Annotated in this window: 25 protein-coding genes; 17 read left to right on the forward strand and 8 right to left on the reverse strand. The window is 69.5% G+C overall.

Translation table 11 applies throughout. The features are described from left to right. Window positions 1-1143: a molybdopterin-synthase adenylyltransferase MoeB gene (gene moeB / locus ACTHK2_RS09495; RefSeq protein WP_440245466.1), complete on the forward strand. Its 1143-nt coding sequence runs from the start codon at window positions 1-3 to the stop codon at window positions 1141-1143. Between the two features lie 38 nt (window positions 1144-1181). On the opposite strand, the gene ACTHK2_RS09500 is transcribed toward moeB, so the two are convergent. Then, on the reverse strand, window positions 1182-1478 hold the full coding sequence (locus ACTHK2_RS09500; protein WP_440245467.1) for a DUF1244 domain-containing protein: 297 nt from the start codon (window positions 1476-1478) through the stop codon (window positions 1182-1184). A 77-nt stretch (window positions 1479-1555) separates the two neighbouring features. Between ACTHK2_RS09500 and folD the strand changes: the two genes are divergently transcribed. The 5 genes from folD to ACTHK2_RS09525 are packed head-to-tail and all read left to right on the forward strand — an operon-like array spanning window position 1556 to window position 6107. Continuing rightward, complete coding sequence (gene folD / locus ACTHK2_RS09505) at window positions 1556-2410, forward strand: bifunctional methylenetetrahydrofolate dehydrogenase/methenyltetrahydrofolate cyclohydrolase FolD (RefSeq protein WP_440245468.1); 855 nt, start codon at window positions 1556-1558, stop codon at window positions 2408-2410. A 37-nt stretch (window positions 2411-2447) separates the two neighbouring features. Further along, window positions 2448-3293 carry a TRAP transporter TatT component family protein gene (locus tag ACTHK2_RS09510; RefSeq protein WP_440245469.1) on the forward strand — a complete coding sequence of 282 codons (846 nt, stop codon included), beginning with the start codon at window positions 2448-2450 and terminating at the stop codon, window positions 3291-3293. Between the two features lie 32 nt (window positions 3294-3325). Then, a complete protein-coding gene (locus ACTHK2_RS09515; protein ID WP_440245470.1) occupies window positions 3326-4330 on the forward strand; it encodes a TRAP transporter substrate-binding protein in 1005 nt (334 codons plus the stop codon). Continuing rightward, complete coding sequence (locus ACTHK2_RS09520; protein WP_440245471.1) at window positions 4327-4830, forward strand: TRAP transporter small permease; 504 nt, start codon at window positions 4327-4329, stop codon at window positions 4828-4830. Before ACTHK2_RS09515 ends, ACTHK2_RS09520 begins: the two co-directional genes overlap by 4 nt. Continuing rightward, the gene (locus tag ACTHK2_RS09525; protein WP_440245472.1) at window positions 4827-6107 is read left to right on the forward strand and encodes a TRAP transporter large permease; all 1281 of its coding nucleotides are present in this window, start codon (window positions 4827-4829) and stop codon (window positions 6105-6107) included. Before ACTHK2_RS09520 ends, ACTHK2_RS09525 begins: the two co-directional genes overlap by 4 nt. Here ACTHK2_RS09525 and ACTHK2_RS09530 read toward each other — a convergent pair. Both ACTHK2_RS09530 and ACTHK2_RS09535 read right to left on the reverse strand, forming a co-directional pair. Continuing rightward, window positions 6071-8860: a protein kinase domain-containing protein gene (locus tag ACTHK2_RS09530; protein ID WP_440245473.1), complete on the reverse strand. Its 2790-nt coding sequence runs from the start codon at window positions 8858-8860 to the stop codon at window positions 6071-6073. The two genes, ACTHK2_RS09525 and ACTHK2_RS09530, sit on opposite strands and share 37 nt — an antisense overlap. 55 nt (window positions 8861-8915) lie before the next feature. Then, a complete protein-coding gene (locus ACTHK2_RS09535; RefSeq protein WP_440245474.1) occupies window positions 8916-11630 on the reverse strand; it encodes a protein kinase domain-containing protein in 2715 nt (904 codons plus the stop codon). Window positions 11631-11751: 121 nt separating this feature from the next. On the opposite strand from ACTHK2_RS09535, the gene ACTHK2_RS09540 reads away from it, so the two are divergent. Beyond that, entirely contained in the window at window positions 11752-12324 is a 573-nt protein-coding gene (locus ACTHK2_RS09540; RefSeq protein WP_440245475.1) for an ECF-type sigma factor, read from the forward strand. Between the two features lie 5 nt (window positions 12325-12329). Here the strand turns inward: ACTHK2_RS09540 and ACTHK2_RS09545 are convergent, their stop codons facing one another. Then, entirely contained in the window at window positions 12330-13688 is a 1359-nt protein-coding gene (locus ACTHK2_RS09545; RefSeq protein ID WP_440245476.1) for a hypothetical protein, read from the reverse strand. 91 nt (window positions 13689-13779) lie between these two features. Here ACTHK2_RS09545 and ACTHK2_RS09550 point away from each other — a divergent pair, with 91 nt between their 5' ends. The 5 genes from ACTHK2_RS09550 (at window position 13780) to tadA (ending at window position 18784) form a co-directional block, all read left to right on the forward strand. Beyond that, window positions 13780-14493 (forward strand): pseudouridine synthase, encoded by a 714-nt coding sequence (locus ACTHK2_RS09550; protein ID WP_440245477.1) that lies wholly within the window; start codon window positions 13780-13782, stop codon window positions 14491-14493. 138 nt (window positions 14494-14631) lie between these two features. After that, the gene (guaB, locus tag ACTHK2_RS09555; protein ID WP_440245478.1) at window positions 14632-16089 is read left to right on the forward strand and encodes an IMP dehydrogenase; all 1458 of its coding nucleotides are present in this window, start codon (window positions 14632-14634) and stop codon (window positions 16087-16089) included. Window positions 16090-16091: 2 nt separating this feature from the next. Then, window positions 16092-16703 (forward strand): hypothetical protein, encoded by a 612-nt coding sequence (locus ACTHK2_RS09560; protein ID WP_440245479.1) that lies wholly within the window; start codon window positions 16092-16094, stop codon window positions 16701-16703. A 3-nt stretch (window positions 16704-16706) separates the two neighbouring features. Next, window positions 16707-18287 (forward strand): glutamine-hydrolyzing GMP synthase, encoded by a 1581-nt coding sequence (gene guaA, locus ACTHK2_RS09565; protein ID WP_440245480.1) that lies wholly within the window; start codon window positions 16707-16709, stop codon window positions 18285-18287. Window positions 18288-18298: 11 nt separating this feature from the next. Next, window positions 18299-18784, forward strand: a complete 486-nt coding sequence (tadA, locus tag ACTHK2_RS09570) for a tRNA adenosine(34) deaminase TadA (RefSeq protein ID WP_440245481.1) — start codon at window positions 18299-18301, stop codon at window positions 18782-18784. Window positions 18785-18789: 5 nt separating this feature from the next. Here tadA and ACTHK2_RS09575 read toward each other — a convergent pair whose 3' ends face one another. Continuing rightward, window positions 18790-19323, reverse strand: coding sequence for a DUF488 domain-containing protein (locus tag ACTHK2_RS09575; RefSeq protein WP_440245482.1), 534 nt, complete (start codon window positions 19321-19323; stop codon window positions 18790-18792). Window positions 19324-19332: 9 nt separating this feature from the next. Continuing rightward, entirely contained in the window at window positions 19333-19545 is a 213-nt protein-coding gene (locus tag ACTHK2_RS09580) for a DUF2945 domain-containing protein (RefSeq protein ID WP_440245483.1), read from the reverse strand. Window positions 19546-19667: 122 nt separating this feature from the next. On the opposite strand from ACTHK2_RS09580, the gene ACTHK2_RS09585 reads away from it, so the two are divergent. Then, window positions 19668-20264: a uracil-DNA glycosylase family protein gene (locus tag ACTHK2_RS09585; protein WP_440245484.1), complete on the forward strand. Its 597-nt coding sequence runs from the start codon at window positions 19668-19670 to the stop codon at window positions 20262-20264. Between the two features lie 137 nt (window positions 20265-20401). Here ACTHK2_RS09585 and ACTHK2_RS09590 read toward each other — a convergent pair whose 3' ends face one another. Further along, on the reverse strand, window positions 20402-21289 hold the full coding sequence (locus ACTHK2_RS09590; RefSeq protein ID WP_440245485.1) for a lysostaphin resistance A-like protein: 888 nt from the start codon (window positions 21287-21289) through the stop codon (window positions 20402-20404). 144 nt (window positions 21290-21433) lie between these two features. Between ACTHK2_RS09590 and ACTHK2_RS09595 the strand changes: the two genes are divergently transcribed. The 4 genes from ACTHK2_RS09595 (at window position 21434) to ACTHK2_RS09610 (ending at window position 24243) form a co-directional block, all read left to right on the forward strand. Further along, window positions 21434-22294, forward strand: coding sequence for a LysR family transcriptional regulator (locus ACTHK2_RS09595; protein ID WP_440245486.1), 861 nt, complete (start codon window positions 21434-21436; stop codon window positions 22292-22294). 180 nt (window positions 22295-22474) lie between these two features. Further along, the gene (locus ACTHK2_RS09600; RefSeq protein ID WP_440245487.1) at window positions 22475-22912 is read left to right on the forward strand and encodes a universal stress protein; all 438 of its coding nucleotides are present in this window, start codon (window positions 22475-22477) and stop codon (window positions 22910-22912) included. A gap of 12 nt (window positions 22913-22924) precedes the next feature. Then, complete coding sequence (locus tag ACTHK2_RS09605) at window positions 22925-23362, forward strand: universal stress protein (protein ID WP_440245488.1); 438 nt, start codon at window positions 22925-22927, stop codon at window positions 23360-23362. A gap of 137 nt (window positions 23363-23499) precedes the next feature. Continuing rightward, entirely contained in the window at window positions 23500-24243 is a 744-nt protein-coding gene (locus tag ACTHK2_RS09610) for a murein L,D-transpeptidase catalytic domain family protein (RefSeq protein ID WP_440245491.1), read from the forward strand. Between the two features lie 176 nt (window positions 24244-24419). On the opposite strand, the gene ACTHK2_RS09615 is transcribed toward ACTHK2_RS09610, so the two are convergent. Further along, on the reverse strand, window positions 24420-25013 hold a 594-nt coding region (locus ACTHK2_RS09615; protein WP_440245489.1), incomplete at its 5' end, for a DUF2238 domain-containing protein.

Below are 25013 nucleotides of genomic sequence, written 5' to 3' on the forward strand. Positions count from 1 at the left end.
ATGAACGCGAGTTCCCAAAGTGCAGGCGATGCGTTGGAGATCGATCCGGCCGAGGCGCACCAACGCCAGCAACGTGGTGCGTTGCTGCTCGACGTGCGCGAGGACGACGAGCGGGCCGGCGGCTACGCGAGCGGATCGCTCGGCCTTCCGCGCGGCGAGATCGAGCGGCGCATCGCGGCCGTCGCACCATCGCGCGGGCGCGAGATCCTCGCGATCTGCGCGGGCGGCGCACGCTCGCTGCTCGCCGCGAAGACGCTGCGCGAGCTCGGCTACGCGAACGCGCGCTCCGTCAGCGGTGGTCATGCACGCTGGCGCCTCGAAGGCCTGCCGATGGAGGGCGGCGCGCTCGACGACGATGCGAGCGAGCGTTACGCACGCCATCTCGTCCTCCCCGAAGTCGGTGTCGCCGGGCAGCAGGCGCTCGCCCGCGCACGCGTCGCGCTGGTCGGCGCGGGCGGGCTCGGTGCGCCGATCGCGCTCTACCTCGCGGCGGCCGGCGTCGGCACGCTCACCCTCGTCGATGACGACGTGGTCGAGCGCTCGAACCTGCAGCGCCAGGTCATCCACGCCGACGCGCGCGTCGGCATGCCGAAGGTCGACTCCGCGCGCATCGCGCTCAATGCGCTCAACCCGGGCGTGCGCGTCGATACCGTGCACGAGCGGCTGCGCGCAGCGAACGTAGAGGCGATCGCGCGCGGGCACGATCTCATCGTCGATGGCGCCGACAACTTCCCGACGCGCTATCTGCTCAGCGCCGCGAGCCTGCGCCTCGGCTTGCCGCTCGTGTATGGCGCGGTGCACCGCTTCAGCGGGCAGGTCAGCGTGTTCGATCCGCGTCGCGCCGATTCGCCATGCTACCGCTGCCTGTTCCCGCAACCGCCGTCTGCAGCGGAAGCACCCAACTGCAGCGAGGCGGGCGTGCTCGGCGTGATGCCGGGCATCGTCGGCCTGCTGCAGGCTAACGAAGTGCTCAAGCTCCTGCTCGGCATCGGCGAACCGCTGGTCGGCCGGCTGCTCTGCCACGACGCGCTCGCCGGTACGTTCCGCGAACTGCGCCTGCCGCGCGACCCGGCGTGCCCTGGTTGCGGCGCGGGCGCGACGTTCGCGGGCTACGAGGACATCGCGCGCCTCTGCGCGGCCTAGGCCGGGCGAGACGCGTCGGCATCCGCGCTCGCGGCGCCTCAGGAGTGCTTCTTCTGCGCCTGTGCGAATGCGGCGAGCTGCTCGGGCGTCGCCTCCGGCTGGTGCTTCGCCTTCCACCCGGCGAACGGTTCGCCATAGATGCGTTCGCGCGCGGCATCCTTGCCGAGTTCGATGCCGCGCGCGGCGGCCGCTTCCCGGTACCAGTCGGCGAGGCAGTTGCGGCAGAAACCGCCGGTGATCATGAGGTCGATGTTCTGCACGTCGGTGCGCGCGCGCAGGTGTTCGAGCAGGCGGCGGAACGCGGCCGCTTCGAGTTCGGTTTCCAGGGTGGACATGGCGCCTCCGGTGCACCGCGCGGTTTGAGCCGCGCCGCGCGGGCGTGGGATAATGCCTGCTTTCGCCTGGAATCGAAATGACCGCGCGACTCCTCGACGGCCGCCGCATCGCCGATGACCTGCTCGACGGCGTCGCCGCGCGCGTGCGTGCGCGCGTGGCCGCGGGAAGGCCGGCGCCGGGGCTCGCGGTGATCCTCGTCGGCGCGGATCCGGCGTCGGCGGTCTACGTGCGCAACAAGCGCCGCGCCTGCAAGCATGTCGGTTTCCGTTCGTTCGACCACGATCTCCCGGCCGATACGAGCGAAGGCGACCTCGTCGCCCTGATCGACCGCCTCAACGCCGACCCCGACGTGCACGGCATCCTGCTGCAGTTGCCGCTTCCGGCGGGCATCAATCCCACCCCGCTGATCGATCGCATCGACGCGCGCAAGGACGTCGACGGCTTCCAAGCCGAGAACGTCGGCCGCCTCGCCCTGCGCCAGCGCGGCCTGCGGCCGTGCACGCCGAAGGGCGTGATGACCTTGCTCGCGCACACCGATCGTCCGGTGCGCGGGCGCAAGGCGGTGGTGGTCGGCGTGTCGAACCACGTCGGGCGACCGCTCATCCTCGAGCTGCTGCTCGCCGGCTGCACGACCACCGGCTGCCACAAGTTCACCCAGGACCTGCGCCACGAGGTCGCCGACGGCGATATCGTCGTCGTCGCTGCCGGCAAGCCCGGGCTCGTGAAGGGCGAGTGGATCAAGCCGGGTGCGGTCGTCATCGACGTCGGCATCAATCGCCTCGACGACGGCAGGCTCGTCGGCGACGTCGAGTTCGAGTCGGCGTCCGAGCGCGCGTCGTGGATCACGCCGGTGCCCGGCGGCGTCGGGCCGATGACGGTGGCGACGCTGATGGAAAATACGCTGGACGCGGCCGAGACCTTTTTTGACTGAAGCCCGCGCGGTGATCCGCGCGGGAAGCGAGACGCCCATGATGCCCATTCGAGTCCTTCTCCTCGGCGGCCTGCTGCTCCTGGCCGGCTGCGCCGGTGTCGTCAATCGCGCGAGCCAGCGCCTGGCGGACAGTCTCACCGCCGGCGTGCTCGACCAGGACGACGTCGAGCTCGCGCGCGACGGCATTCCGTCGTGGCTGCTGCTGGTCGATGGCGTGATCCATGGCGATCCGCAGAACACGGGCGCGTTGATGGCAGGCTCGCGCCTGTACGGCGCATACGCGGGCGGCTTCGTCGACGATCCGGTGCGCGTGAAGCGCCTCGCCGCGCACAGTTTCGACTACGCCAAACGCGCGACCTGCCTCACGAGCGAGGCGCTGTGCAAGGTGATCGACGCACCGTTCGAACCGTTCCAGGCGGAAGTCGCGCGCGCGAAGGACGCGGGCGTGCTCTATACGCTCGCATCGGCCTGGGCCGGCTGGATCCAGTCCAACAGCGACGACTGGAAGGCGATCGCCGACATTCCGAAGGTGCAGGCGTTGCTCGAGCGCGTGGTCGTGCTCGCGCCGGAACACGCGAACGGCGAGCCGTACATGTACCTCGGCGTGCTCGCGACGCTGCGCCCGGCGAGCCTTGGCGGCAAGCCGGAAGAGGGCAAGGCCGACTTCGAGAAGGCGCTTGCAATGTCGGGCGGCCGCAACCAGATGGTGCGCGTCCTCTACGCACAGCATTACGCACGACTCGTGTTCGACCGGGAGCTGCATGACGCACTGCTCCACGAGGCCATCGCGGCGGATCCGCACGCGCCGGGACTCACCCTGATCAATACGCTCGCCCAGCAGCGTGCCCGCGCACTGCTCGAATCGGGCAAGGATTTCTTCTGAGGGCGCTCGCCCCACACACGATGGAAACGACCATGAATCGCTTGAACAAGACCCTGCTCGCCGCCGCGCTCGCGCTCGTTGCCGGCGTGGCCGATGCGGCGACGTTGAAGATCGCCACGATTGCTCCGGACGGCACCGCCTGGATGCGCGAGATGCGCGCGGCCGGCGAGGCGATCAAGTCGAAGACCGAAGGCCGCGTCGAGATGAAGTTCTATCCCGGCGGCGTCATGGGCGACGACGCGACCGTGCTGCGCAAGATGAAGATCGGTCAGCTGCAGGGCGGTGCCTTTACCGGCGGCGAGGCCTCTATCATGAGCAAGGACGCGCAGATCTACAGCCTGCCTTTCATGTTCCGCAGCCAGGACGAAGTGGACAAGGTGCGCGCCAAGCTCGATCCGCTCCTGAAGCAGCAATTCGCGAAGGATGGTTACGAACTGCTCGGCATCAGCGGCGGCGGTTTCGCGTACCTCATGAGCACGCGCGTGATCAAGACGCGCGACGACCTCAAGGCCGCCAAGGTGTGGGTGCCGCAGGGCGACAAGGTCGCCGAACTCGGCTTCAAGGCGGCTGGCGTCACGCCGATCCCGCTGCCGCTGTCCGACGTCTACACGAGCCTGCAGACCGGGCTCATCGATTCCGCGGCGAACACGCCCTCGGGCGCGCTCGCGTTCCAGTGGCACACGAAGATCAAGCACATCGTGGACCTGCCCCTCAGCTACGTCGTCGGCGAAGTCGTCCTCGACAAGAAGGCGTTCGACGCGCTCGGCGCCGAGGACCAGAAGGTCGTCGAGGCGGAGTTCGCGGCCGGTTTCGCTCGCCTGGAAACGGGCAATCGCAACGACAACACCTCCGCGCGCGAGGCGCTCAAGCAGCAGGGCATCAGCTTCGACGCGCCATCCGAGGCCGAACGGAAGAACTGGCAGGCAGTCGGCGAGGCCGTGTTCAAGCAGCTCGAGGGCGAGGGCGCACTGTCGCCGCAGATGCTCGCGGCGCTCACCGCGGCGCTCGCCGAGGCGCGCGGCGGATCGGCCAAATGACGACCTCGGGCAGGGCCCTCGCGCGCTGGATCGAGCGCGTCGAGACCGGCCTCGTCGCCGTGCTCGTGCTCGCGATGGTCGTGCTCGCCGGCGCGCAGATCCTGCTGCGCAACGTGTTCGAAAGCGGCCTCTCGTGGGCCGATCCGCTGCTGCGCGCGATGGTCCTGTGGGCGGCGATGCTCGGTGCGCTCGCCGCCGCGCGCGACGACAAGCACATCGGCCTCGACCTCGTGACGCACTTCGTGCGCGGTCGCACGCGCCGCGTATTGCGCGTCGCCACCCTGCTGTTCGCCGCTGCGGTGGCCGCGGCGATGGCGTGGTATGGCGTTGCGCTCGTTCAGCTCGACATCGACTCCGGCGCGGCGACGGCGGGCGTTCCGAACTGGGCGATCGAGGCGATCGTGCCGGTCGGTTTCGGCCTGCTCGCGCTGCGTCTCGCCGTGCGTGCATTCCTGCCGCCGCGCAGCGATGCGCCCGCGCTCGCGCCGGAGCTGCCGTGATCTGGCTCGTCGCGGGTCTCCTGGTCGTCCTCGCGGCGCTCGGCGCGCCGCTGTTCGCCCTGATCGCGGCGGTCGCGCTGCTCGGCTTCCATGCGGCGGGGCAGGACGGCGTCGCGGTCGCGGTCGAGTTCTACCGCCTCGCCGACATGCCGGCGCTGATCGCGATCCCGCTGTTCACGCTCGCCGGCTACCTGCTCGCCGAGAGCCAGGCGCCGCAGCGCATGGTGCGCGTGACGAACGCGCTGCTCGGCTGGCTGCCGGGCGGCCTCGCGATCGTCGCGGTGATCGCCTGCGCGATGTTCACCGCCTTCACCGGCGCGACCGGTGTCACGATCGTCGCGCTCGGCGCGGTGCTGTACCCGGCGTTGCTGCAGCAAAAATACGGCGAGAAGTTTTCGCTCGGCCTGCTCACCGCGTCGGGCAGCCTCGGACTCATCCTCGTGCCCTCGATGCCGCTGATCCTCTACGGCGTCGTCGCGCAGCAGTTCCACACGACGCCGCCGGTGACGATCGACGCGCTGTTCAAGGCCGGCGTGCTGCCGTGCGCGTTGATGGTGCTGCTGCTCGGCATCTACAGCGTCTGGCATGCGCGGCGCGTGGGCGTGGTGCGCTCGAAGGTGTCCGGCGGCGAACTGCTCGCGGCGCTGCGCGGTGCGGCCTGGGACATCCCGCTGCCGTTCGTGATCCTCGGCGGCATCTATTCGGGCAAGCTCGCCGCGTCCGAAGCCGCGGCCGCGACCGCGTTGTACGTGCTGGTCGTGACCGTGTTGATCCGGCGCGAGATCCCGCTGCGCAAGCTCCCCGCGATCGCGCGCGAGGCGATGCTGCTGGTCGGCGCGATCCTCGTTATCCTCGGCTTCTCGCTCGCGCTCACCAACTGGCTCATCGACGCCGAGGTGCCGGAGAAGCTGTTCCAGGCGATCCAGGGCCACATCACGAGTCGCGGCACGTTCCTGCTCATCCTCAACGTGTTCCTGCTCGTGTTCGGCATGCTGCTCGAGGGTTTCCCGGCAATCATCATCCTCGTGCCGCTCGTGCTGCCGGTCGCGCTGCACTACGGCATCGACCCGATCCACCTTGGCATCGTGTTCCTCGCCAACCTGCAGCTCGGCATCTTCCTGCCACCGGTCGGCATGAACCTGTTCATCGCGAGCATGCGCTTCGACAAGCCGGTGATCACGCTGGTGCGCGCGAGCCTGCCGTTCTTCCTGATCTTGTTCGCCGCGGTACTCGCGATCACCTACTGGCCGGAACTCTCGCTCGCGCTCGTGCGCTGAGCCGCCCCGGCGGCGCGCCAGCGCAAGAGCGCCTCGTCGACGGCGCGCGCCTCGACCGGCAGCAGGCGCGGCCGATCGCCGGCCAGCGCGGCGATCGCCGCGGCCGCGCGGTCACGCTGCCCGGTGTCGATCCAGCACGCGGCGAGCGCCGCCTGTGCGTGCAGGCGCTCGCCGCGTTTCGCCGCCGCGTTGTCGAGCAGGGACACTGCGCGTTGCGCGTCGGCGCATTCGCGGTCGGCCGTGCCGAGCGCGATCGCGAGCCAGGTCTGCTCGATGAGCCCCGCGGCGACGGCGCCGCCCTCGGCGCCTTCGATGGATGCGAGCGCGTTGCGGTACGCGTCGAGCGAGGCACCCGCGTCCTCCAGGCGATGTGCATGGCGCTGCGCGCGCGCGAGCAGCAGCCACGCTTCGGCATGTTCGCCTGCGCTGACGCCCTCGATCGCGCGGCGTTCCCCGCGCATGCGCGCGAGCACGTCGATCGCCTCGGCGCTGCGCCCGGCCGCGTCGAGCGCGAGCGCCCAGCCGCGCAGTTGGTTGTCCGGCCGGCGCAGGCGCTTGCGCGTCGGGTTGGCGACGCGCCAGGCGATCGCGCGTGCATAGGCGTCGGCCGATTCCGTGGCCTCGCCGGCGCGATACAGTGCCGACGCGAGATTGACGAGCGCCTCGTTCGTGTTCGGGTGATCGTCGCCGTAGACGCGCTCGGCGATCGACAGCGCTTCACGCTGGACCGCGACCGCCTCGTCGTAGCGACCGGCCTGGGTCAGCGCGTAGCTGCGCGCGCGGAGCAGGTAGCTGCGGTCCCAGTCGCCTGCCGCGGTGCGCGCGGCGATCGCCTGCCAGGCGGGTTCGAGCAGCGCGAGCGCCTCGTCCGCCCGATCGCGCGCGGCGAGATTGAACGTCCACGGCACGAGCACCTGCCAGTACGGTTCGCTGTCACGGCCGAACAGCGTCGCGCGTGCCTGCGCGCTGCGGCGCAGGCGGGGCTCCGCCTCGTTCCAGCGTTCGAGGTTGGCCAGCTCGATGCCCGCATGCAAATCCGCCGTCGCGCGCAGCTCGGCCGCCTGGCGCGAATCGCCTGCGCCGAGCGCGAATGCGCGTTCGGCTTCGGCGAGCGCTTCTTCGTTGCGCGACTGTCGGCTCCACACGGTACCGAGCGCGAGTCGCACGCTCGCCTCGGCGAGGCGGTCGTCGCCGGCGACGCGCAGCGCAAGCGCCTCCTCGAGCAGCGGTCGCGCCTCGGCGAACGTGCCGAGGCCGTTGCGCGCGCGACCGAGCGCCTCGAGCAGCGCGGCGCGTTGGGCGGGTTGGTCGCCGAGCTTGCGGCGCACGGTGCGCACGCCTTCGTCGAGCAGATCGGCGGGCGTCACGGTCTCGCCGGGCCGCGACGCCGGGTTCGCGGCCTTGAACACGTCGACGAGCACGTCGACGGTACGACGCGCGGTTTCCGCCTCGCGTTGCGCGACGTCGCGCTGCTCGGCGGCGACGTGGGCCTGCCACGCGGCGAGTGTGCCGCCGGCGAGCACGGCCAGCGCGCCGAGCGCAGCGGCAGTCGCGGCTATCGCATGGCGGCGCAGGAAGCGGCCGGCGCGATAGCGCCAGTCACCACGGCGCGCGTGCACGGGTCGGCTCAGGAGGTGTCGTTCGATGTCGGCGGCGAGTTCGCCGACGCTCGCGTCACGCTGGCGCGGGTCGTCGCGCAACGCCTTCAGCACGATCGCATCGAGATCGCCGTGCAGGCGGCGGCGCAGGCTGCGCGGAGTGAGGCTGCGCCGTGCCGCGGCGCGCGCGGTGCGCACGCGGGTCGTGCGCGCGAGCGCAGCACTTGGTCGCATCGGTTCGAGCGTGCCGGTCGACGGCGTGGCAGCGTCCGCGAGCTCGCGCGCGCGGCGGCCGACGAGCACTTCGTAGAGCAGCAGGCCGAGTGCGTACACGTCGACCCCAGTCGTCACCGCTTCGCCGCGGAGTTGCTCCGGAGCCGCGTACTCCGGCGTGAACAGGCGCGTCGCCTCGACGCCTGCGGCGGGACCGTCGACCAGCTTGGCGATGCCGAAGTCGAGCAGCTTGGCGACGCCGTCCTGGCCGACGAGGATGTTCGAGGGCTTGAGGTCGCGGTGCACGACGAGGCGCTGGTGCGCATGGCTCACGGCCGAGCAGACGGTCAGCAGCAGGCGCAGGCGCCGTTCGATGCCGACACGGCGGCGGTCGCACCACGCGAGCAGGTCTTCGCCGTCGACGTATTCGAGTGCGAGCCATGGCTTGCCGTCCGCAGTGACGCCGCCGTCGACGAGATGGGCGACGTTCGGATGCTGCAGGCCGGCGAGGATCTGCCGCTCGCTGCGCAAGCGCGCGTGCGCTTCGTCCGCATCCCACGCGCCGCGGATGAGCTTGATCGCGACCTGCTGTGCGTACGCGCCGTCGGCGCGTTCGGCGAGCCAGACCGCGCCCATGCCACCGCGGCCGATTTCGCGCACCAGGCGGAACGGGCCGACCAGGCGACCGGCTGCGGCCCGGGCGCTGCGCGCTTCGTCGTCCGCAATGCGCTCGGCGAGGTCCTGCAGCACGAGTGGTGCATGCGCCGACACGTCGGTGCGCGGGCTCGCGGCCGCGTCCGCGCGCAGCATCGACAACACCTCGTCGCGCAGTTGCGCATCGTCGCCGCATTCGACGAGCAGGCGTTCATGCCAGGCCGATCCGGGCAGGTCGGCCAGGCGGTCGAACAGGTCCCGTGCGCGTTGCCAGCGCCGTGCGTCCATGGCTCCTCCTCGCGCGGATGCTACCTCGCGCCTGCCGCGGCGTCTGCCGTGCCGTTCATCGCGCCGCGGCCCAGGCGTCGCGGATTCGCGCGACGATGCGCGCGTAGTGCATTGCGAGCGGCGGTACCGGATCCGCCGGCGGCGCATGCCGTGCGCAGAGCGCGGTGAGGTAGGTCGCGAAGCGTGCATCGGCGCCGCTCGCCTGCGACGTGCGCGAGAACGCATCGGCGATCGCGTCCGTGTCCGCGCATGCCGGTGCCGTTGCTGCCGCAGGTCCGCGTTCGACGAGATCCGCCGCGAACGCGAGCGCGCGGCCGCGCAGCATCGCCTCGTCGCCAGGGGCATGACTCGGTGCGAGCACGTCGGCCATGCGCTTGCCATCCGCGCGCGCATCGGCGGCGCGGCCGGTCACGAGATGGACGACCGCGCGCCACCAGAGGCTGCGGCCGAGGTCGGCATCGAACTCGGCTTCGCGCGCGAGCTCGACCGCCTCGTCGAGCTTCGCCAGTGCATCGGCGTAGTGTTCCTGCTTCACGAGCAGAACCGCGAGGTTGCACAGCGCGCTCGCGAGTTCGGGGTTCCTGCCGCCGGCCTCGTTGCCGCGGTCGAGTTCCACCGCGCGCCGCATCGCGGCGACGGCCTCGTCGACCCGTCCGGCACCGTTGAGCGTGCGCGCGAGTGTGTTGTACGACTCGGCGACGGTCGGATCGTCGCGTCCGTAGAGTTTTTCGGCGACCTCGACCGCCTCGCGCTGCATCGCGATCGCCTCGTCGTGCCGGCCGAGCGCGCCGAGCGAACTCGACAGCGTGCCGAGCGTGTCGACCAGCAGCACGCGCTCGGTGTCGTCGTCGTGGCGGAGTTCCGCGAGCCACGGCGCGAGCACGCGTTCCGCCTCCGCGGGGCGGTCGAGCCGATTGAGCGCGAAGGCGAGGTGCGAGGCGAGTTCGACGCGCAAGTAGCGGTCCTCGCGGCGACTCCCGAGCAGGTCGAGGCCGCGTCGCATCGATTCGACGATCGCATCGTAGCGGTTGGCGAGCTGCAGGCCGTAGACGCGCAGCGCGAGCGAGTACGCGACGAGGCGTGCCTGCTCCGGCTCGCGCGGATCGAGCAGGCTTTCCGCGTGGTCGAGCAGGGGCGGGCAGTCGTCCGGGTGGTTGCCGAGGTCGCGCAGGCGGCACTGCTGGATGAGTGCCGCGGCGAGCTGCGGACGATCGCCACGCGCTTGCGCGGACGCGCGCACTTGGTCGATGAGCGGCGCTGCTGCGTCGAGTTGCTCTAGGCCGAGATAGGCCGAGGCCATCGTCAGCAGCAGCTCGCCGCGCGCGGCATCCTCGCCGGGCAGGGCGGTGCGCATCGTGCGCGTACCGGCGTCGAGCAGGTCGCGTGCGCTGAGCTGGTCACCCTTGCGATGCGCGGGATCGGCATTGTCGAACAGCGAACGCATGAACCCGAGCGCCGCGCGCGCGCTGTCGCGCTGCACGTTCGCCGCATGCGCCTGCCACAACGCGGCAGCGAGGCCACCGCACAGCGCGAGTACGGCAATCGCCGCGAGGCTCGCCGCGAGCGCATGCCGATGCAGGAAGCGCGCGCCGCGATAGCGCCAGCTGCCGCGGCGCGCCAGCACCGGCTGCCGCGCGATGTAGCGGCGCACGTCGTCGGCGAAGGCCTGCACGCTCGCATAGCGTTGGGCGGGTTCCTTGCGCAATGCCTTCAGCACGATCGCGTCGAGATCGCCGCGTAGTTCGCGGCGCAGCCGCGCCGGCGCGAGGTCGCGGCTCGCGGCAATCATTGCCGCGGTCGCCTCGTCGCGCGCGACCGCGAGGCTCGGCCGGGTCGGTTCCTGGTCGAGCACGGCGCGCTCGTAGGCAGCGGGCGTCGGATGGTCCGTATCGAACGGACGACGCCCGCACAGGAGTTCGTAGAGCAACAACCCGAGTGCATGGATGTCGACCGCGGTCGTCAGCAGTTCGCCGCGCACCTGTTCGGGCGCCGCGTATTCGGGCGTGAACATACGCGTCGCGCTGACGCCGCCGTCGGCCGCGTCGAGCAGCTTGGCGATGCCGAAGTCGAGCAGTTTCACGACGCCGTCGCGACCGACGAGGATGTTGGACGGCTTGAGATCGCGGTGCACGACGAGGCGCTGGTGCGCATGCGCGACCGCATCGCAGACGGTGAGGAAGAGCTGCAGGCGCTCGCCGAGGCCGAGCCGCCGGCCGTCGCACCACGCGCGCAGGTCCTCGCCGTCGATGTATTCGAGCGCGAGCCACGGCTTGCCGTCGGCGGTGACGCCGCCGTCGACGAGATGGGCGATGTTCGGGTGCTGCAGCCCGGCAAGGATCTGCCGTTCGGCGCGGAAGCGCGCGAACACCTCGTCGACGTCCCAGCCGCTGCGGATGAGCTTGACCGCGACGCGCTGGCGGAACGCGCCGTCGGCGCGCTCGGCGAGCCAGACCGCGCCCATGCCACCGCGGCCGATCTCGCGCAGCAGGCGGAACGGACCGACCAGGCGGCCCTCGTGCGCCGGCGATGCGTCGCCCGTGTGCGCGTCGGCCATGTGTCCGGCGAGTTCGGCGACGACGGCGGGGAGATGCACGTCGAAGTCGGCTTGGCCGCCGGTCGCCTGGTCCGCGCGCAGCATCGCCAGCACTTCCTCGCCGACGAGCGGGTCGTCCGCGCAGGCTTCGGAAACGCGCGTGCGCCAGCCGGCCTGCGGCGTGTCCACGAGCTCGTCGAACAGTTCGCGTGCGCGGCGCCAGCGTTGCGCGTCCATCGATCCCCTCCGCTTCCCCTCGTCCGATTCTACGTCGGCGTGTGACCAGTTCGAGCCGCCGACGGTGCCGCGATGCTGACGGCGGGCGTGCGCGGCATTACCATCGGCCCAGGAGGGGCCCATGAGCAGCGACAACCCGGAACTGACCCGCGTCATCGCCGCCAGCGCGAGCGACTCCGAGGCACGCGAGGAAGCGCTGCGGCTCGTCTACGACGACCTGCTGCGCATCGCGCGCGCCGAACTCGGTCGCCACCGGCGCGGCGACACGCTCAACACGCGCGTGCTCGTCAACGAGGCCTACCTCAAGCTGTTCGAGGGGCGTGCCGGCGTGTTCGAGAACCGCGTGCACTTCTTCGCGACCGCCGCGCGCGCGATGCGCCAGGTGGTGATCGACTACGCGCGTGCGCGCCTCGCCGAGCGCCGCGGCGCCGGCGCCGAGCACGTCTCGCTCGATGTGCTGGAGGGCGCACCGCTGCCGGTCGACGAACAGGCGGCCCAGCTGGTCGGCATGGACCGCGCGATGGAAAAGCTCGCGCTGCTCGATCCGCGCCTCGTGCAAGTGGTCGAGATGCGCTTTTTCGCCGGCCTCGAGGTCAAGCAGATCGCCGAACTCCTCGGCGTGTCGGAACCGACCATCAAGCGCGACACGCGCGCCGCGAAGGCGTTCCTGCAGAAGGAACTCGAGGCGGCCTGATTCGTTCACGGCGTCTCCATGCCGTTCTGGAAGATGCGATCGAGCGTGAAGGCGGCGACCGCGAAGTCGTAATCGTTCGTGTTCGCCTCGTACAAGGTCGCGCCGGCGACGAGGATGCGCCCGCCCTGGTAGGCGACCGCATGGCCGAAGTCCTGCTGCCCGAACGAGCCGAAGTCGTGCACGGCATAGCCCGCGGGTGCGGCGAACTCGAGCGCGTCCAGCGCGAGCGACGGGGTGAGCCGCGCGATGAACAGCTCGGATGGTGCGTTCTGCGCCGACACGTAGCTGCCTGCGACGAGCCAGCGACCGTCGGGCTGCGGCAGCAGCGCGGAGAACGTGACGCTGTAACCGAGGTTGTAGTCGCCGCTGTCATCGCCGTGCGGACAGCTGACGCCGCCACCGCTGGCGAAATAGCACTGCGAGAACCCGCGTGACGTGGGATTCATGTGGTTGCCGATCGCGACGTACTGGTTCCAGTGCGCGTTCCATACGACATCGGTGAATTCCGATTTCGAGCTCGGCGAACGCGCGTAGCCATGCCCCCCGCTGAACTCCGCATCGACGATGCCGTCGGCGCCGACATGGACGATCACGCCGAAATGCGCAGCGTCGACGTCGTAAGCCGAGCCCGCGGTGACGAACGAGCCGTCGGGATTGCCGCGGATACGCGTCGCGTCGAACGACACGAACGGCGCTCCCGTGAAGGTGGTCTTGCCGCCGTTGCCGAAACCCGCATCGAACGTGCCATCGGCGAGGAGGCGCACCACCGCAAGCGTCGTCCCCGTGTCGGTCGAGGCGTAGCCCGCGAGCACGATCTTGCCGTCCGGTTGCACGAGGATCGAGTTGGCGACGTCGGTCTTGAAGCCGCCGATATTGAAATCCGGGTAGGCGCACGGCGACTGGCCGCCGGCGAAGTCGGCGAGTTCGCCCGCGGGGTCGAAGCGGCAAACGAGGAAACTCGTGTCCGCGCCCGAGACCTGCGTGGACCCTGCGACGAGCAGATAGCCTTCCGCATCGAGCACGGCGCTCGTCACGTTGATCGACGTCTGGCCCGACGGTGCGACGACCTTTCCCAGGCCTTCGCTGCCGTAATCGTAGTCGACGTCACCATTCGCGAGCAGGCGCGCAATGCCGATCTTGCGGCCGCTCGCGCTGTCGACGTCGCCGACGAGATAGCTGCGCCCCCGTGCATCGACGACGATCGCGCGGGCGTAGTCCTTGTCGGTGTTGCCCTCGTCGAACGAGACGGTGCGCTGGCCGGCGGAACCAAAGGAGCCGTCGAGTTGGCCGTCGAGGGCCTGGGCGCGGGCGCCGCCCGTCGTGGCGAGGATGAGGGGCAGGGCGAGCAGCGGCGAGGTACGCATGACGATGGCTCCGAAGATGCGGCGAAGCGCCGCTCGTCTCCACCTACGCAAACCGGACGGGGCAGGGATCATCCGACGCTAGAATCGCGCGATGACCGCGCTCGCCTTGCTCCATGCCGACGACGACCTGCTCGCGATCGACAAGCCCGCCGGGCTTGCCGTGCATCGCAGCCGCCTTGTCGGCGCCGACGAGGATTACCTCATGGACCGCCTGCGCCTGCAGGTCGAAGGTCCGCTGCATGCGGTGCACCGGCTCGACCGCGCGACCAGCGGCGTGCTGCTCGTCGCGCGCCATGCCGCGGCAGCGGCCGACCTCGGCCGCCAGCTGATGGCGCGCTCGGTTGCCAAGACCTACCTCGCGGTCGTGCGCGGCTGGCCGGCCGAGCAGGGCGAAATCGACTACCCGCTTTCGGGATCGAGCCTCGCGGGCGAGGCAAAGCCCGCGCTCACGCGCTGGCGCCGGCTCGCGACGGTCGAGGTGCCGATCCCGCAATGGCGCTATCCGCAGCAGAGCTACTCCCTGCTCGAGGTGTCGCCGGAAACCGGTCGCTACCGGCAGATCCGCCGCCATTTCCACCACATCTCGCACCACCTGCTCGGCGACACGAGCCATGGCCGCGGCGACCACAATCGGCTGATCCGCCAGCATTACGGCGTGCATCGGCTGCTGCTGCACGCATGGAGGATCGAGGTGCGCCACCCGGCCACGGGCGAGCTGCTGCGCCTCGAGGCGCCGCTCGACGCCGCCTGGCAGCGGCTGCTGGCTGCGTTCGGCTGGGAAGCCGCGCTGGCCGGGCATGCGTGACACGCGACAGGACGGCGCAGCTCCGTAGCCTCTCGGATGGCATGCGCTGCCTCCAACCAGCCCTTGGATTCACTGGTTCCCGTGACCGGGCTACGAACCATGGGTAGCGAGGACGCCGCGACCCCTGTAAAATAGGGCATGCGCATACTCACCGACGCTCTCACGTTCGACGACGTCCTGCTTGTTCCGGCCCACTCGGCCGTCCTTCCGCGCGACGTCGACCTCTCCACCCGGCTCACCCGCAGGATCCGCCTGAACCTGCCGATCATTTCGGCGGCGATGGACACCGTGACCGAGGCGCGCCTCGCGATCACGATGGCCCAGTGCGGCGGCATGGGCATCATCCACAAGAACATGACGATCGAACGCCAGGCCGCCGAAGTGCGCCTGGTCAAGAAGTTCGAGGCCGGCGTGATCCGCGATCCGATCACGGTCGAACCGCTCACCTCGATCCGCGACGTCATGCAGCTGACCCGCCGCCACAACATCTCGGGCGTGCCCGTCGTCGAGGGCGAGCAACTCGTCGGCATCGTCACCAACCGCGACCTGCGCTTCGAGAAGAAGCCCGACGATCCGGTCAAGAACATCATGACGCGCAAGGAGCGCCTCATCACGGTCAAGGAAGGCGCCGAGGACGACGAAGTGCTCGCGCTGCTGCACAAGCACCGCATCGAGAAAGTCCTCGTCGTCGACGACGCGTTCCGCCTGCGCGGCCTCATCACGGTGAAGGACATCCAGAAGGCGCGCGACAACCCGAATGCATGCAAGGACGCGCACGAGCGCTTGCGCGTCGGCGCCGCGGTCGGTACCGGCGGCGACACCGAGCAGCGCATCGCCGCGCTCGTCGAAGCGGGCGTCGACGCGATCATCGTCGATACCGCGCACGGCCATTCGCAGGGCGTGATCGAACGCGTGCGCTGGGTACGCAGGCAGTTCCCGGACATTTCGCTGATCGCCGGCAACATCGTCACCGCCGATGCCGCGCGTGCGCTGGTCGACGCCGGCGTCGATGCGGTCAAGGTCGGCGTCGGTCCCGGCTCGATCTGCACCACGCGCATCGTCGCGGGTGTCGGCGTGCCGCAGATCTCCGCGGTCGCGATGGTCGCCAAGGCACTCGAAGGCAGCGACGTCGGCCTCATCGCCGACGGCGGCATCCGCTATTCGGGTGACATCGCCAAGGCGATCGCCGCCGGCGCGGACTGCGTGATGATCGGCGGCATGTTCGCCGGCACCGAGGAGGCGCCCGGCGAAGTCGAGCTCTACCAGGGCCGTTCGTACAAGAGCTATCGCGGCATGGGTTCGCTCGGCGCGATGGAGAAGGGTTCGAAGGATCGTTACTTCCAGGACGAGGCCGACTCCGACAAGCTCGTGCCCGAAGGCATCGAGGGCCGCGTGCCGTACCGCGGCCCGCTGCGCAACATCGTGCACCAGCTGTCCGGCGGCCTGCGCGCGTCGATGGGCTACGTCGGCTGCGCGACGATGGAGGAGATGCGAACGCGCCCGCAGTTCGTGCGCATCACCACCGCCGGCGTGCGCGAGTCGCACGTGCACGACGTGACGATCACCAAGGAAGCTCCCAACTACCGCCTGGATTGACCGTGCGCACCCCGCCGATGCTTCTCGCCGCGCTCATCGCCTCCACTGGGAGCGCGGCCAGCGACGAACCGCCGACGCAGCTGCGCGTCGAACTCGACGGCCGGCAGTACGTGACGACTGCGGGCGCCCCGCTCGACGTCGAGGTCGGCGGCACGAAGGCGAAGCTGCGCATCGACGAGCTGCCGTGGCGGCACTTCGCGCAAGGCTCGTTGCAGTTCGATTACCCGCGGCATTTCCCGTGGGAGAGCGATCCATCGCCGCCGCGCAGCTGGACGCTCGACGGCAACGACGCGGTGATCATGGTGTTCGAGCAGCCGCGCGGCCACGCGCGCACCGTGGACGACGTCGTGGCCGGTTTCGAGGAATCGCTCGGCTCGACCAAGCGCGCCGACCGCGCAAAGGCGGTGCTGCGCACCGAACGTGCCGGCACGCTGACCGGCGTCGCGTCGAAGGTGCGCGTCGCCGCGAGCACGATCAGCCACGAAGTCTTCGCGCTCGGCAAAGACGACCGCGCCTGGCTGCTCGTGCTGCAGGACGCGCTCGACGAGCAGGGCGACCACAGTTCCGAATACATCGAGATGCGCCAGCGTCTCGCCGCCACCTTGGAGTTCTGATCCTTGGACCGCATCCACCAGGACCGCATCCTCATCCTCGACTTCGGCGCGCAGTACACGCAGCTCATCGCGCGCCGCATCCGCGAACTCGGCGTCTACTGCGAGATCTGGGCGTGGGACCACGATCCCGCCGAGATCGCCGCTTGGGGCGCGAAGGGCATCATCTTCTCCGGCGGGCCGGAGTCGACCACGCTCGCGGGCGCGCCACGCGCGCCGCAGGAAGCGTTCGACAGCAACCTGCCGATCCTCGGCATCTGCTACGGCATGCAGACGATGGCCGCCCAGCTTGGCGGCGCGACCGAAGCGGCCGAGGCACGCGAGTTCGGTCATGCGCGCGTCGAGGTCGTCGCGAAGGACGCGCTGCTCGCGGGCCTCAGCGCCCATGCTCCCGCACCGGTGCTCGACGTGTGGAAGAGCCACGGCGACCACGTCGCCGCGGCGCCGCCCGGCTTCGTCGTGACCGCGAAAACCGATCGCATCCCGGTCGCCGCGATGGCGCACGAGGAGAAGCGCTGGTACGGCGTGCAGTTCCATCCCGAAGTCACGCATACCAAGCAGGGCAATACGCTGCTCAAGCGCTTCGTGACCGAGATCTGCGGCTGCGAAACCCTATGGACCGCAGCCAACATCATCGAAGACCAGGTGGCGCGCGTGCGTGCGCAGGTCGGTGAGGACCGCGTGCTGCTCGGTCTCTCCGGCGGCGTCGATTCCTCGGTCGTCGCCGCGTTGCTGCATCGCGCGATCGGCGATCGCCTCACCTGCGTGTTCGTCGACACCGGGCTCCTGCGCTGGCAGGAAGGCGACCAGGTCATGGCAACGATGGCCGCCGCTTCGAATGAACGCGGAATGGGCGTGCACGTCATCCGCGTCAACGCGGCCGATCGCTTTTACGGTGCGCTCGCCGGCGTCGAGGATCCGGAAGCCAAGCGCAAGATCATCGGGCGCCTCTTCGTCGAGGTGTTCGACGAGGAGTCGCACAAGCTCGAAGGCGTGAAGTGGCTCGCGCAGGGCACGATCTATCCCGACGTGATCGAGTCGGCCGGCAGCAAGACCGGCAAGGCGCACGTGATCAAGTCGCACCACAACGTCGGCGGCCTCCCCGAGCAGATGAAGCTCAAGCTCGTCGAGCCGCTGCGCGAGCTGTTCAAGGACGAGGTGCGCCGCATCGGCGTCGAACTCGGCCTGCCGCGCGCAATGGTCTACCGCCACCCGTTCCCGGGCCCCGGCCTCGGCGTGCGAATCCTCGGCGAAGTGAAACGTGAGTACGCCGAAATCCTCGCGCGCGCCGACGCGATCTTCATCGAGGAACTGCGCAAGGCCGACCTCTACGACCGCACGAGCCAGGCCTTCGCCGTGTTCCTGCCCGTGAAGTCCGTCGGCGTGGTCGGGGATGCGCGCGCCTACGAGTGGGTGATCGCACTGCGCGCGGTCGAGACGATCGACTTCATGACCGCGCACTGGGCGCACCTGCCGTACGACTTCCTCGGCTTGGTCTCCAACCGCATCATCAACGAGATCCCGCACGTCTCGCGCGTCGTCTACGACATCAGCGGCAAGCCGCCCGCGACGATCGAGTGGGAGTGAGCGCCGCGGCGATGACGCGACGCGATGCGAGCGCGGCAGGTCAGGCGGATGCCGACGTCGTCTGGATGCGGCGCGCGCTCGAGCTCGCGCGCCATGCCGAGGAGCACGACGGCGAAGTGCCGGTCGGCGCCGTGCTCGTGCTCGACGACGCGATCGTCGGCGAAGGCTGGAACCGCAACATCACGCTCGACGACCCGACTGCGCATGCAGAAGTGCAGGCGCTGCGCGATGCCGGCCGGCGCCTGCGCAACTACCGCTTTCCCGGTTCGACGCTGTACGTCACGCTCGAGCCGTGCGTGATGTGCGCGGGCGCGATCATCCATGCGCGCGTCGCGCGCGTCGTCTACGGCGCGACCGACCCGAAGACGGGCGCCGCGGGCAGCGTGTTCGACACGCTCGTCAGCGATCGCCACAACCATCGCACCGCCGTCGCCGGCGGCGTGCTCGCCGAGGACGCGTCAGGAATGCTCACGCGCTTCTTCCGCTCGCGGCGTTGAGCGTGCTACGGCGGCGGATACACGACCGTGCCGTCGGCGCGCACGGGCGCGCCCGGCGTGAGCTTCGCATGATCGATGCGGCCCTGGCCCATGATGTGTTCCACCGTTTCGCCTGCCGCAATCAAGTAATCGGTGATGATGCGCCGATGGCAGCGCCACCACACCGCTTCCGAACACATGATCGCGCAGCGCTCGTCGCGACCCGCGGCGATCAGGTATTCGAGGCCCGCGCGGAATTCAGCGGAGAGTGCATGGTCGGCGTAGTTGTGGAAGCTGCGGTGGGTCCAATATGCATTGAGCTCCGGCGGCACGTCCGTGCGCTTGCCGCGGCGGCCTCCGAGCGCGTCGACGTGCTCGTACGCGATCTCAGCATCCGCGAGCGCCGCGGGCAGCGTGTCTTCGTTGAACTGCGGATTCGTCCGCGATCGCGGCAACTTGCGCACGTCGACGATGCGCGAGACCCGTGGGCCGCGCAGCAGTTCGACGAACGCCTCGAGGCTGCGCGTGGAATGGCCGATCGTGAAGTAGGGCAGGCGCACGCAGCACGCTCAGCGCACGTGTTCGAGCACGCGGCCCTTGTGCGCGGCGACGTGGTCGGTGCGGTCGCTCCTGATCTCGTACTGAGGTTCGTCGGCGCTCGCGCGGTGGCGGTGGCCCTTGTAGTCGAAATCGTGCGTGTGCACGGCGATGATCGTGCCGGTGACGTGGCCGGCTTCGAAATTCCAACGGACGTGATCGCCGACCTTGAACGTCTTCTTCATCGCACGCCTCGTTCCGATACGGCCGTGACCGGCCGCATGTGGCGATACCATAGCGCCATGCACGTGAACGGTTCGCATCGTCGCCGGTCGCGCTCGCTCCGGTCCAACGTGCCCGGCATCCGATGAGCACCCGAGCCGCCCTCGACGCGCTCGGGTCGCTGCTCGCGGAGATCCGCGCATGCCGCGCCTGCGCCGCGAACCTGCCGCTCGGGCCACGCCCCGTGCTGCAGGCGCAGGCCGGCGCGCGCATCCTCATCGTCGGCCAGGCGCCCGGGGCGCGCGTGCATGCGAGCGGCATCCCGTGGGACGACGCGAGCGGAAAGCGCCTGCGCGAGTGGCTCGGCGTCGACGCAACCACGTTCTACGACGCGTCGAGGTTCGCGATCGTGCCCATGGGTTTCTGTTACCCGGGTCGTGACCGTGGCGGCGACAATCCGCCGCGCCCCGAATGCGCGCCGCTCTGGCTCGACCGTTTGCTCGCGCAGCTGCCGGCGGTCCGCCTGACCCTGCTCATCGGCCAGTACGCGCAGCAGCGTTTCCTCGGTACCACGCGCAAGCCTTCGCTCACCGATACCGTGCGCGCGTGGCGCGACTACGGCGCGGCCGTGCTGCCTCTGCCACATCCGTCGCCGCGCAACCAGGCCTGGCTCAAGCGCAATCCGTGGTTCGAAGCGGACGTGGTGCCGGAGCTTCGAGCGCGCGTGGCGACCCAGCGCTAGGCCGGATGCAGCTGTTCCGCGACCGTACGCGTCGGCGCCCGCCACTGCGTGCCCTGTCCCGGCTTCTAGGGTCGAATCATGCTCGGTAGCGCGAGCAGCGTTCCGTCAGGCGGGAAGCCGTTTTTCGCTCAATGCGATCACGCGTGATGCCGGGGCGGCGCAGGCCGGTCGTCGTTCGACCGGGGGCGCGTGATGCTCCGGCGCACGAGTACGCCGATGGTCGCGGCGACGATGAGGATCGTCAGGACGGAATTTTCGGGCCCGAATGCGCCGCCGGTGAGCCAGGTCGGTCCGTGGTCGACCGTCAGCAGCGGGGCGGCGTCGAGCCATTCCTCGAGTCCCGACAGCGGAGCGCCGCTGAGCACGATCGCGAAGTTCCACGTCGCGTGATGGAACGTGACGAACCAGAGGTTGCGCGTTCGCGCGAACAGCAGAGTCCAGAAGCCGCCGATCACGCCGACCGAGACGAAGGTCGTCACGAGCGCCGGCATGGTGCTGCCTTCGCCGAGGTTCGACAGATGCACGACCGCGAACACGAGCGCGGTGGCGACGATCGCGACCGCCGTTCCCAGGGCGCGCTCCAGCTGGCGGAACAGCACGCCGCGGAACACGACTTCTTCCAGCATCGCCGCGATGAGGATGACGACGGCGTCACCCGGCAGCGCGTCCTGCCATCCGCGCCATGTCGCCTGGTACGCGCCGGTTGCGAACAGCACGAGTATGGGCGGCGCGATCATCGCGACTCCCGTGACGATGCCGCCGCCGATCGCGCGTGGGGCAGGCGACAACTCGGTCGCCACGCGCCGTTCGCGTAATGTCACGAATGCCCAGTACGCGAACAGGATGCCGAACGCCGCGCCGCCGCGACGCAGGAAGGCTGCAGCGAGCGAATCGGCAGCGAGGCCGAAGGGCCCGGTCAGGGCCGGTACTACCGCGAATCGGATCGCGCCGAACGCGAGCGCGATGAGGCCGAGCCCGAGCACGAGATCGGCAGCCGACTGAAGCAGGGAACGTATTCTCGACAAGGCATTCTCCGGGCGTTGTGACGGCCGCGCTGTGGATGCGCGTTGCGGCGCCACGCTAGTCGATCGGCGCGCAGGCTTGGAATCGCCATGGACGAATGATGCTCGTGCATAATTGCATGGCCGCTCATGCATCCGAGGCATTGCGTGGAATGGAATGACCTGCGCGTGTTCCTCGCCGTCGCGCGCGAGGGTTCGCTCGGCGCGGCCGCGCGCAAGCTCGGACAGAGCCAGCCGACGCTCGGGCGGCGGCTGCGCGCGCTCGAATCCGCCACGGGCCACAGCCTCTTTCAGCGCACGCCGAAGGGCTTCGTGCTCACGCACGAAGGAGGGGCCGTGCTCGCCAGCGCGCAGCGCATGGAACAGGAGGCGCTGACGATCGAGCGCACGCTCGCCGGAGCAGGGCAGGAGCTCGACGGCTTCCTGCGCGCGACCTCGTCGGAATGGTTCGGCACCACCGTGCTCGCGCCGGTCTTCGCGGGGTTTGCGCAGCAACACCCCGGTGTCACGATCGAACTCCTGACCGAGGGGCGCCTGCTCAGCCTGACCCGGCGCGAGGCCGACCTCGCGTTCCGCATCCGCCCGTTCGACGAACCGGACGTGGTATCGCGCCGACTGTTGCGCACGAGCTATCGCGTATACGCCAAGCGCGGCCTCCAGCGACCGCGAGCGGGCGACGGCGCCGGCACCGACCTCATCGTCATGGACACCTCGTTCAACGGCATCCCCGACGACGGCTGGCTCCCGGCCATGTTGCCGCGTGCGAAGATCGCTTTCCGGAGCAACAGCCGCGACGTGCAGGCGCGCATGTGCGCGCTTGGCTGCGGCCTCGCCGTGCTCCCGCAATCGCTCGGTGATCGCACGCCGGGCATCGCGCCCGTCGACCTCGGCGAAGCGCCGCCAAGTCGCGACACCTGGATGGGTTATCACCGAGACTTGCGCAAGCTCAAACGCCTGCGTGCGTTGATCGACTGGGTGGTTGCGCACCTCGCGACGCCGGGCGCCTGAAGCCGCGCCGCGTGTCCTGATCGCGCGACGAACGGGGACAGGGCTCGACGCGGCCGAGCGCCACGTCGATCCAAACGGCACGAGCGCGGTCGACTTGACGCAGGTCAATGAAGCGCGACCACAGCGGCGTAGCGTGGATTTGCCGGCGAGCCCGCTGTTCGCCATTCGGAGAAGCCCGCCATGTTCCAGCGCATCCTCGTTCCGACCGATGGTTCCGAGCTGTCGAACAAGGCCGTACGCGCCGCGATACGCCTTGCGGCTGGCACGGGCGCGCGCCTTGTCGCGTTCCACGCGATCCCGAAGTTCCGCACGTTCACGTTCGATGCGCAGATGCTCGAGGGCACCGCCGGCGAATATCGTGCGGCAGCGGTCGCGCGCGCGCGCACCGTGCTCGCCGGCATCGCCACGGAGGCGAGTAAGGCGGGCGTACCCTGCGACACCGCGCACGTGTCGAGCGACCAGCCGTGGGCGGCGATTATCCGCGAGGCGAAACGCAAGCGTTGCGATCTCGTCCTCATGGCCTCGCATGGGCGCAAGGGGTTGCAGGGCGTGCTGCTCGGAAGCGAGACGCAGAAGGTGCTCACCCACAGTACCGTGCCCGTGCTCGTCTACCGCTGAGCAGGTGTCGCCGTGTTCGAGCACATCCTCATTCCGACCGACGGCTCGAAACTGTCGCAGAAGGCCGTGCGCAAGGGACTGCGCTTCGCGCACGCATTGAAGTCGCGCGTGACGGTGTTCCATGCGATCCCGAGGTTCCACGCGAGCGACGTGATGATGGGCCTGCTCGGCATCGGTCGCGGCGACTACGCGAAGGCGGCGCAGGCGTACGCGAACCGGCGCCTCGGCTTCGTGCAGAAGGCAGCGCGCGCGCTCGACGTACCGTGCAATACGCGCCATGTGACGACCGACGACCCGGCCGGCGCGATCATCGACGCCGCGAGGGCGAACGGTTGCGACCTGATCCTGATGGCGTCGCATGGACGGCGCGGCCTTGATGCGCTGTTGCTCGCCAGCGAAACGCAGAAGGTGCTCACGCACAGCACGGTTCCGGTACTCGTGTACCGGTGAGTGCTCGCGCAGATTGCGAGAAGCGCGATGGTTGCCGGCAGCGGCGATACCCTGGGTAATTACAATTTAACGACTGTGCCGGCTGGCGGTCGATGGAGTCGCGCATGTGCGACTGCTACGCTTGCGTCATGACGTTCATGGTGAAATCCAGGCAGAGTCTTCTCGTCGCGGCCTCGCTTGCTGCCACGCTCTTTCACGGAGCCTCGAGTGCAGCGCGACTCGAAACAGTCCGCGGGGACGCGGACATCGCGGAGGCGGCGACCGCGCTTTGGCATGCCGCGCCGGCGGCCAATCCACGTGTTCTCGAAATGGCGACCAGTGCGTTGGCGTGCCGCAACAGGCAGGCAGACGAGGTCGACCGCATCCTCGCAATCATCGACTACTCGCGCCCATCGACCGAGCGGAGGTTGTGGGTGTTCGACGTCACTACGCGGCATCTCCTGTTCGAGGAACATGTCGCGCACGGCCGCAACAGTGGAGGGGATCTCGCCGAGCACTTTTCCAACACGCCTGGCAGTCTTGAATCGAGCATTGGCGTGTTCGAGAACGCGGGCAGCTATTCGGGCCGCAATGGCTATTCCTTGCGACTGCGCGGTCTCGAGCCGGGGTTCAACGATCAGGCGATGGAGCGCGCGATCGTCATCCATGGCGCGGACTACGTGAATGACGGGATCATTCGCGCCCAGGGACGCTTGGGCAGGAGTTTCGGCTGCCCGGCGGTGCGCCCCGCCATCGCTCGTGCCCTCATCGATACGATGAACAAGGGCTCGTTCCTTTTTGCGTACTATCCCGACCCGGCTTGGCTGACGAAGTCGCAGTATCTCGGCGACTGCAGCCCCGTTGGTCGCGCGTTGCCGTCGTCGCCCGGGCCATCGGGCTAGACGCATCCGGCCGCGCCGAGGCACGAGGACGCGCTCGAACGGAAGGTGCATCGTCCGAGCCGAGGCGGGCACCCGTCATGATGGATGCCCGCCCCAGCGCTAGGGATCGCCATCGTGCGCGTCGGGATGGGCACGCGACGATATCGTCATGTACGCTGCTGAGCGCGCGGCGCGGATCACGCCACCGGGCGGCTGCCACGGCGGTCCCGTGGTGCGCGCGGTCTGCGCCACGCGCGCACCGATTGCGCGATGAGGGCACCCAGCAGCGCCAGGGCCATGTCCCACTGCGCGTCCCAGTTGTCTCCCTGCGTGCCTAGATACGCTTCGCCCAGGTCGCCTCCGAACAGGAGCGCCGCGGCCCATTCGATCAGTTCGAAGATCGCGGAGGAAGCTTCGATGACGAGAACAGGCAGCACGAACGCCCATGCGCCACGCATGCGCACGCGTGCGTTCAACACTTCCGCCGTGGCCGGCAGCAGAAGCAGGCCGAACAGGAAGTGGACGAGGCGATCGAAGTGGTTGCGGTGGAAGCCGAGCAGTTCATTCAACGAGTGCCCGCACAGCGCGCGGAGCGTCCCGTCGTAGGGAACCATCGAATACGTGTAGTGGGCCCCGATCTCGTGGGCGCAGAGAAACACGAAGAGACAGCTATAAGCGGCATGCGACAGTCGCAAACGGGACGCGCCGGCGACGAGCAGTGGCAGCGCGAGAAGGACCAGCACGTTCTCCAGCAGCCAGTCCTGGCGGTACCAAGGGCGCCAGGCGAGGGC

Origin of the sequence: Dokdonella sp., from assembly GCF_051958935.1 — a bacterium.
GTDB lineage: Bacteria > Pseudomonadota > Gammaproteobacteria > Xanthomonadales > Rhodanobacteraceae > Dokdonella_A.

What these genes read in the sequence shown, in the direction of transcription:
- moeB (WP_440245466.1), top strand. Translation starts at nt 1, where the DNA reads ATGAACGCGAGTTCCCAAAGTGCAGGCGATGCGTTGGAGATCGATCCG.
- ACTHK2_RS09500 (WP_440245467.1), bottom strand. Translation starts at nt 1,478, where the DNA reads ATGTCCACCCTGGAAACCGAACTCGAAGCGGCCGCGTTCCGCCGCCTG.
- folD (WP_440245468.1), top strand. Translation starts at nt 1,556, where the DNA reads ATGACCGCGCGACTCCTCGACGGCCGCCGCATCGCCGATGACCTGCTC.
- ACTHK2_RS09510 (WP_440245469.1), top strand. Translation starts at nt 2,448, where the DNA reads ATGATGCCCATTCGAGTCCTTCTCCTCGGCGGCCTGCTGCTCCTGGCC.
- ACTHK2_RS09515 (WP_440245470.1), top strand. Translation starts at nt 3,326, where the DNA reads ATGAATCGCTTGAACAAGACCCTGCTCGCCGCCGCGCTCGCGCTCGTT.
- ACTHK2_RS09520 (WP_440245471.1), top strand. Translation starts at nt 4,327, where the DNA reads ATGACGACCTCGGGCAGGGCCCTCGCGCGCTGGATCGAGCGCGTCGAG.
- ACTHK2_RS09530 (WP_440245473.1), bottom strand. Translation starts at nt 8,860, where the DNA reads ATGGACGCACGGCGCTGGCAACGCGCACGGGACCTGTTCGACCGCCTG.
- ACTHK2_RS09535 (WP_440245474.1), bottom strand. Translation starts at nt 11,630, where the DNA reads ATGGACGCGCAACGCTGGCGCCGCGCACGCGAACTGTTCGACGAGCTC.
- ACTHK2_RS09540 (WP_440245475.1), top strand. Translation starts at nt 11,752, where the DNA reads ATGAGCAGCGACAACCCGGAACTGACCCGCGTCATCGCCGCCAGCGCG.
- ACTHK2_RS09545 (WP_440245476.1), bottom strand. Translation starts at nt 13,688, where the DNA reads ATGCGTACCTCGCCGCTGCTCGCCCTGCCCCTCATCCTCGCCACGACG.
- ACTHK2_RS09550 (WP_440245477.1), top strand. Translation starts at nt 13,780, where the DNA reads ATGACCGCGCTCGCCTTGCTCCATGCCGACGACGACCTGCTCGCGATC.
- guaB (WP_440245478.1), top strand. Translation starts at nt 14,632, where the DNA reads ATGCGCATACTCACCGACGCTCTCACGTTCGACGACGTCCTGCTTGTT.
- tadA (WP_440245481.1), top strand. Translation starts at nt 18,299, where the DNA reads ATGACGCGACGCGATGCGAGCGCGGCAGGTCAGGCGGATGCCGACGTC.
- ACTHK2_RS09580 (WP_440245483.1), bottom strand. Translation starts at nt 19,545, where the DNA reads ATGAAGAAGACGTTCAAGGTCGGCGATCACGTCCGTTGGAATTTCGAA.
- ACTHK2_RS09585 (WP_440245484.1), top strand. Translation starts at nt 19,668, where the DNA reads ATGAGCACCCGAGCCGCCCTCGACGCGCTCGGGTCGCTGCTCGCGGAG.
- ACTHK2_RS09600 (WP_440245487.1), top strand. Translation starts at nt 22,475, where the DNA reads ATGTTCCAGCGCATCCTCGTTCCGACCGATGGTTCCGAGCTGTCGAAC.
- ACTHK2_RS09610 (WP_440245491.1), top strand. Translation starts at nt 23,500, where the DNA reads ATGGTGAAATCCAGGCAGAGTCTTCTCGTCGCGGCCTCGCTTGCTGCC.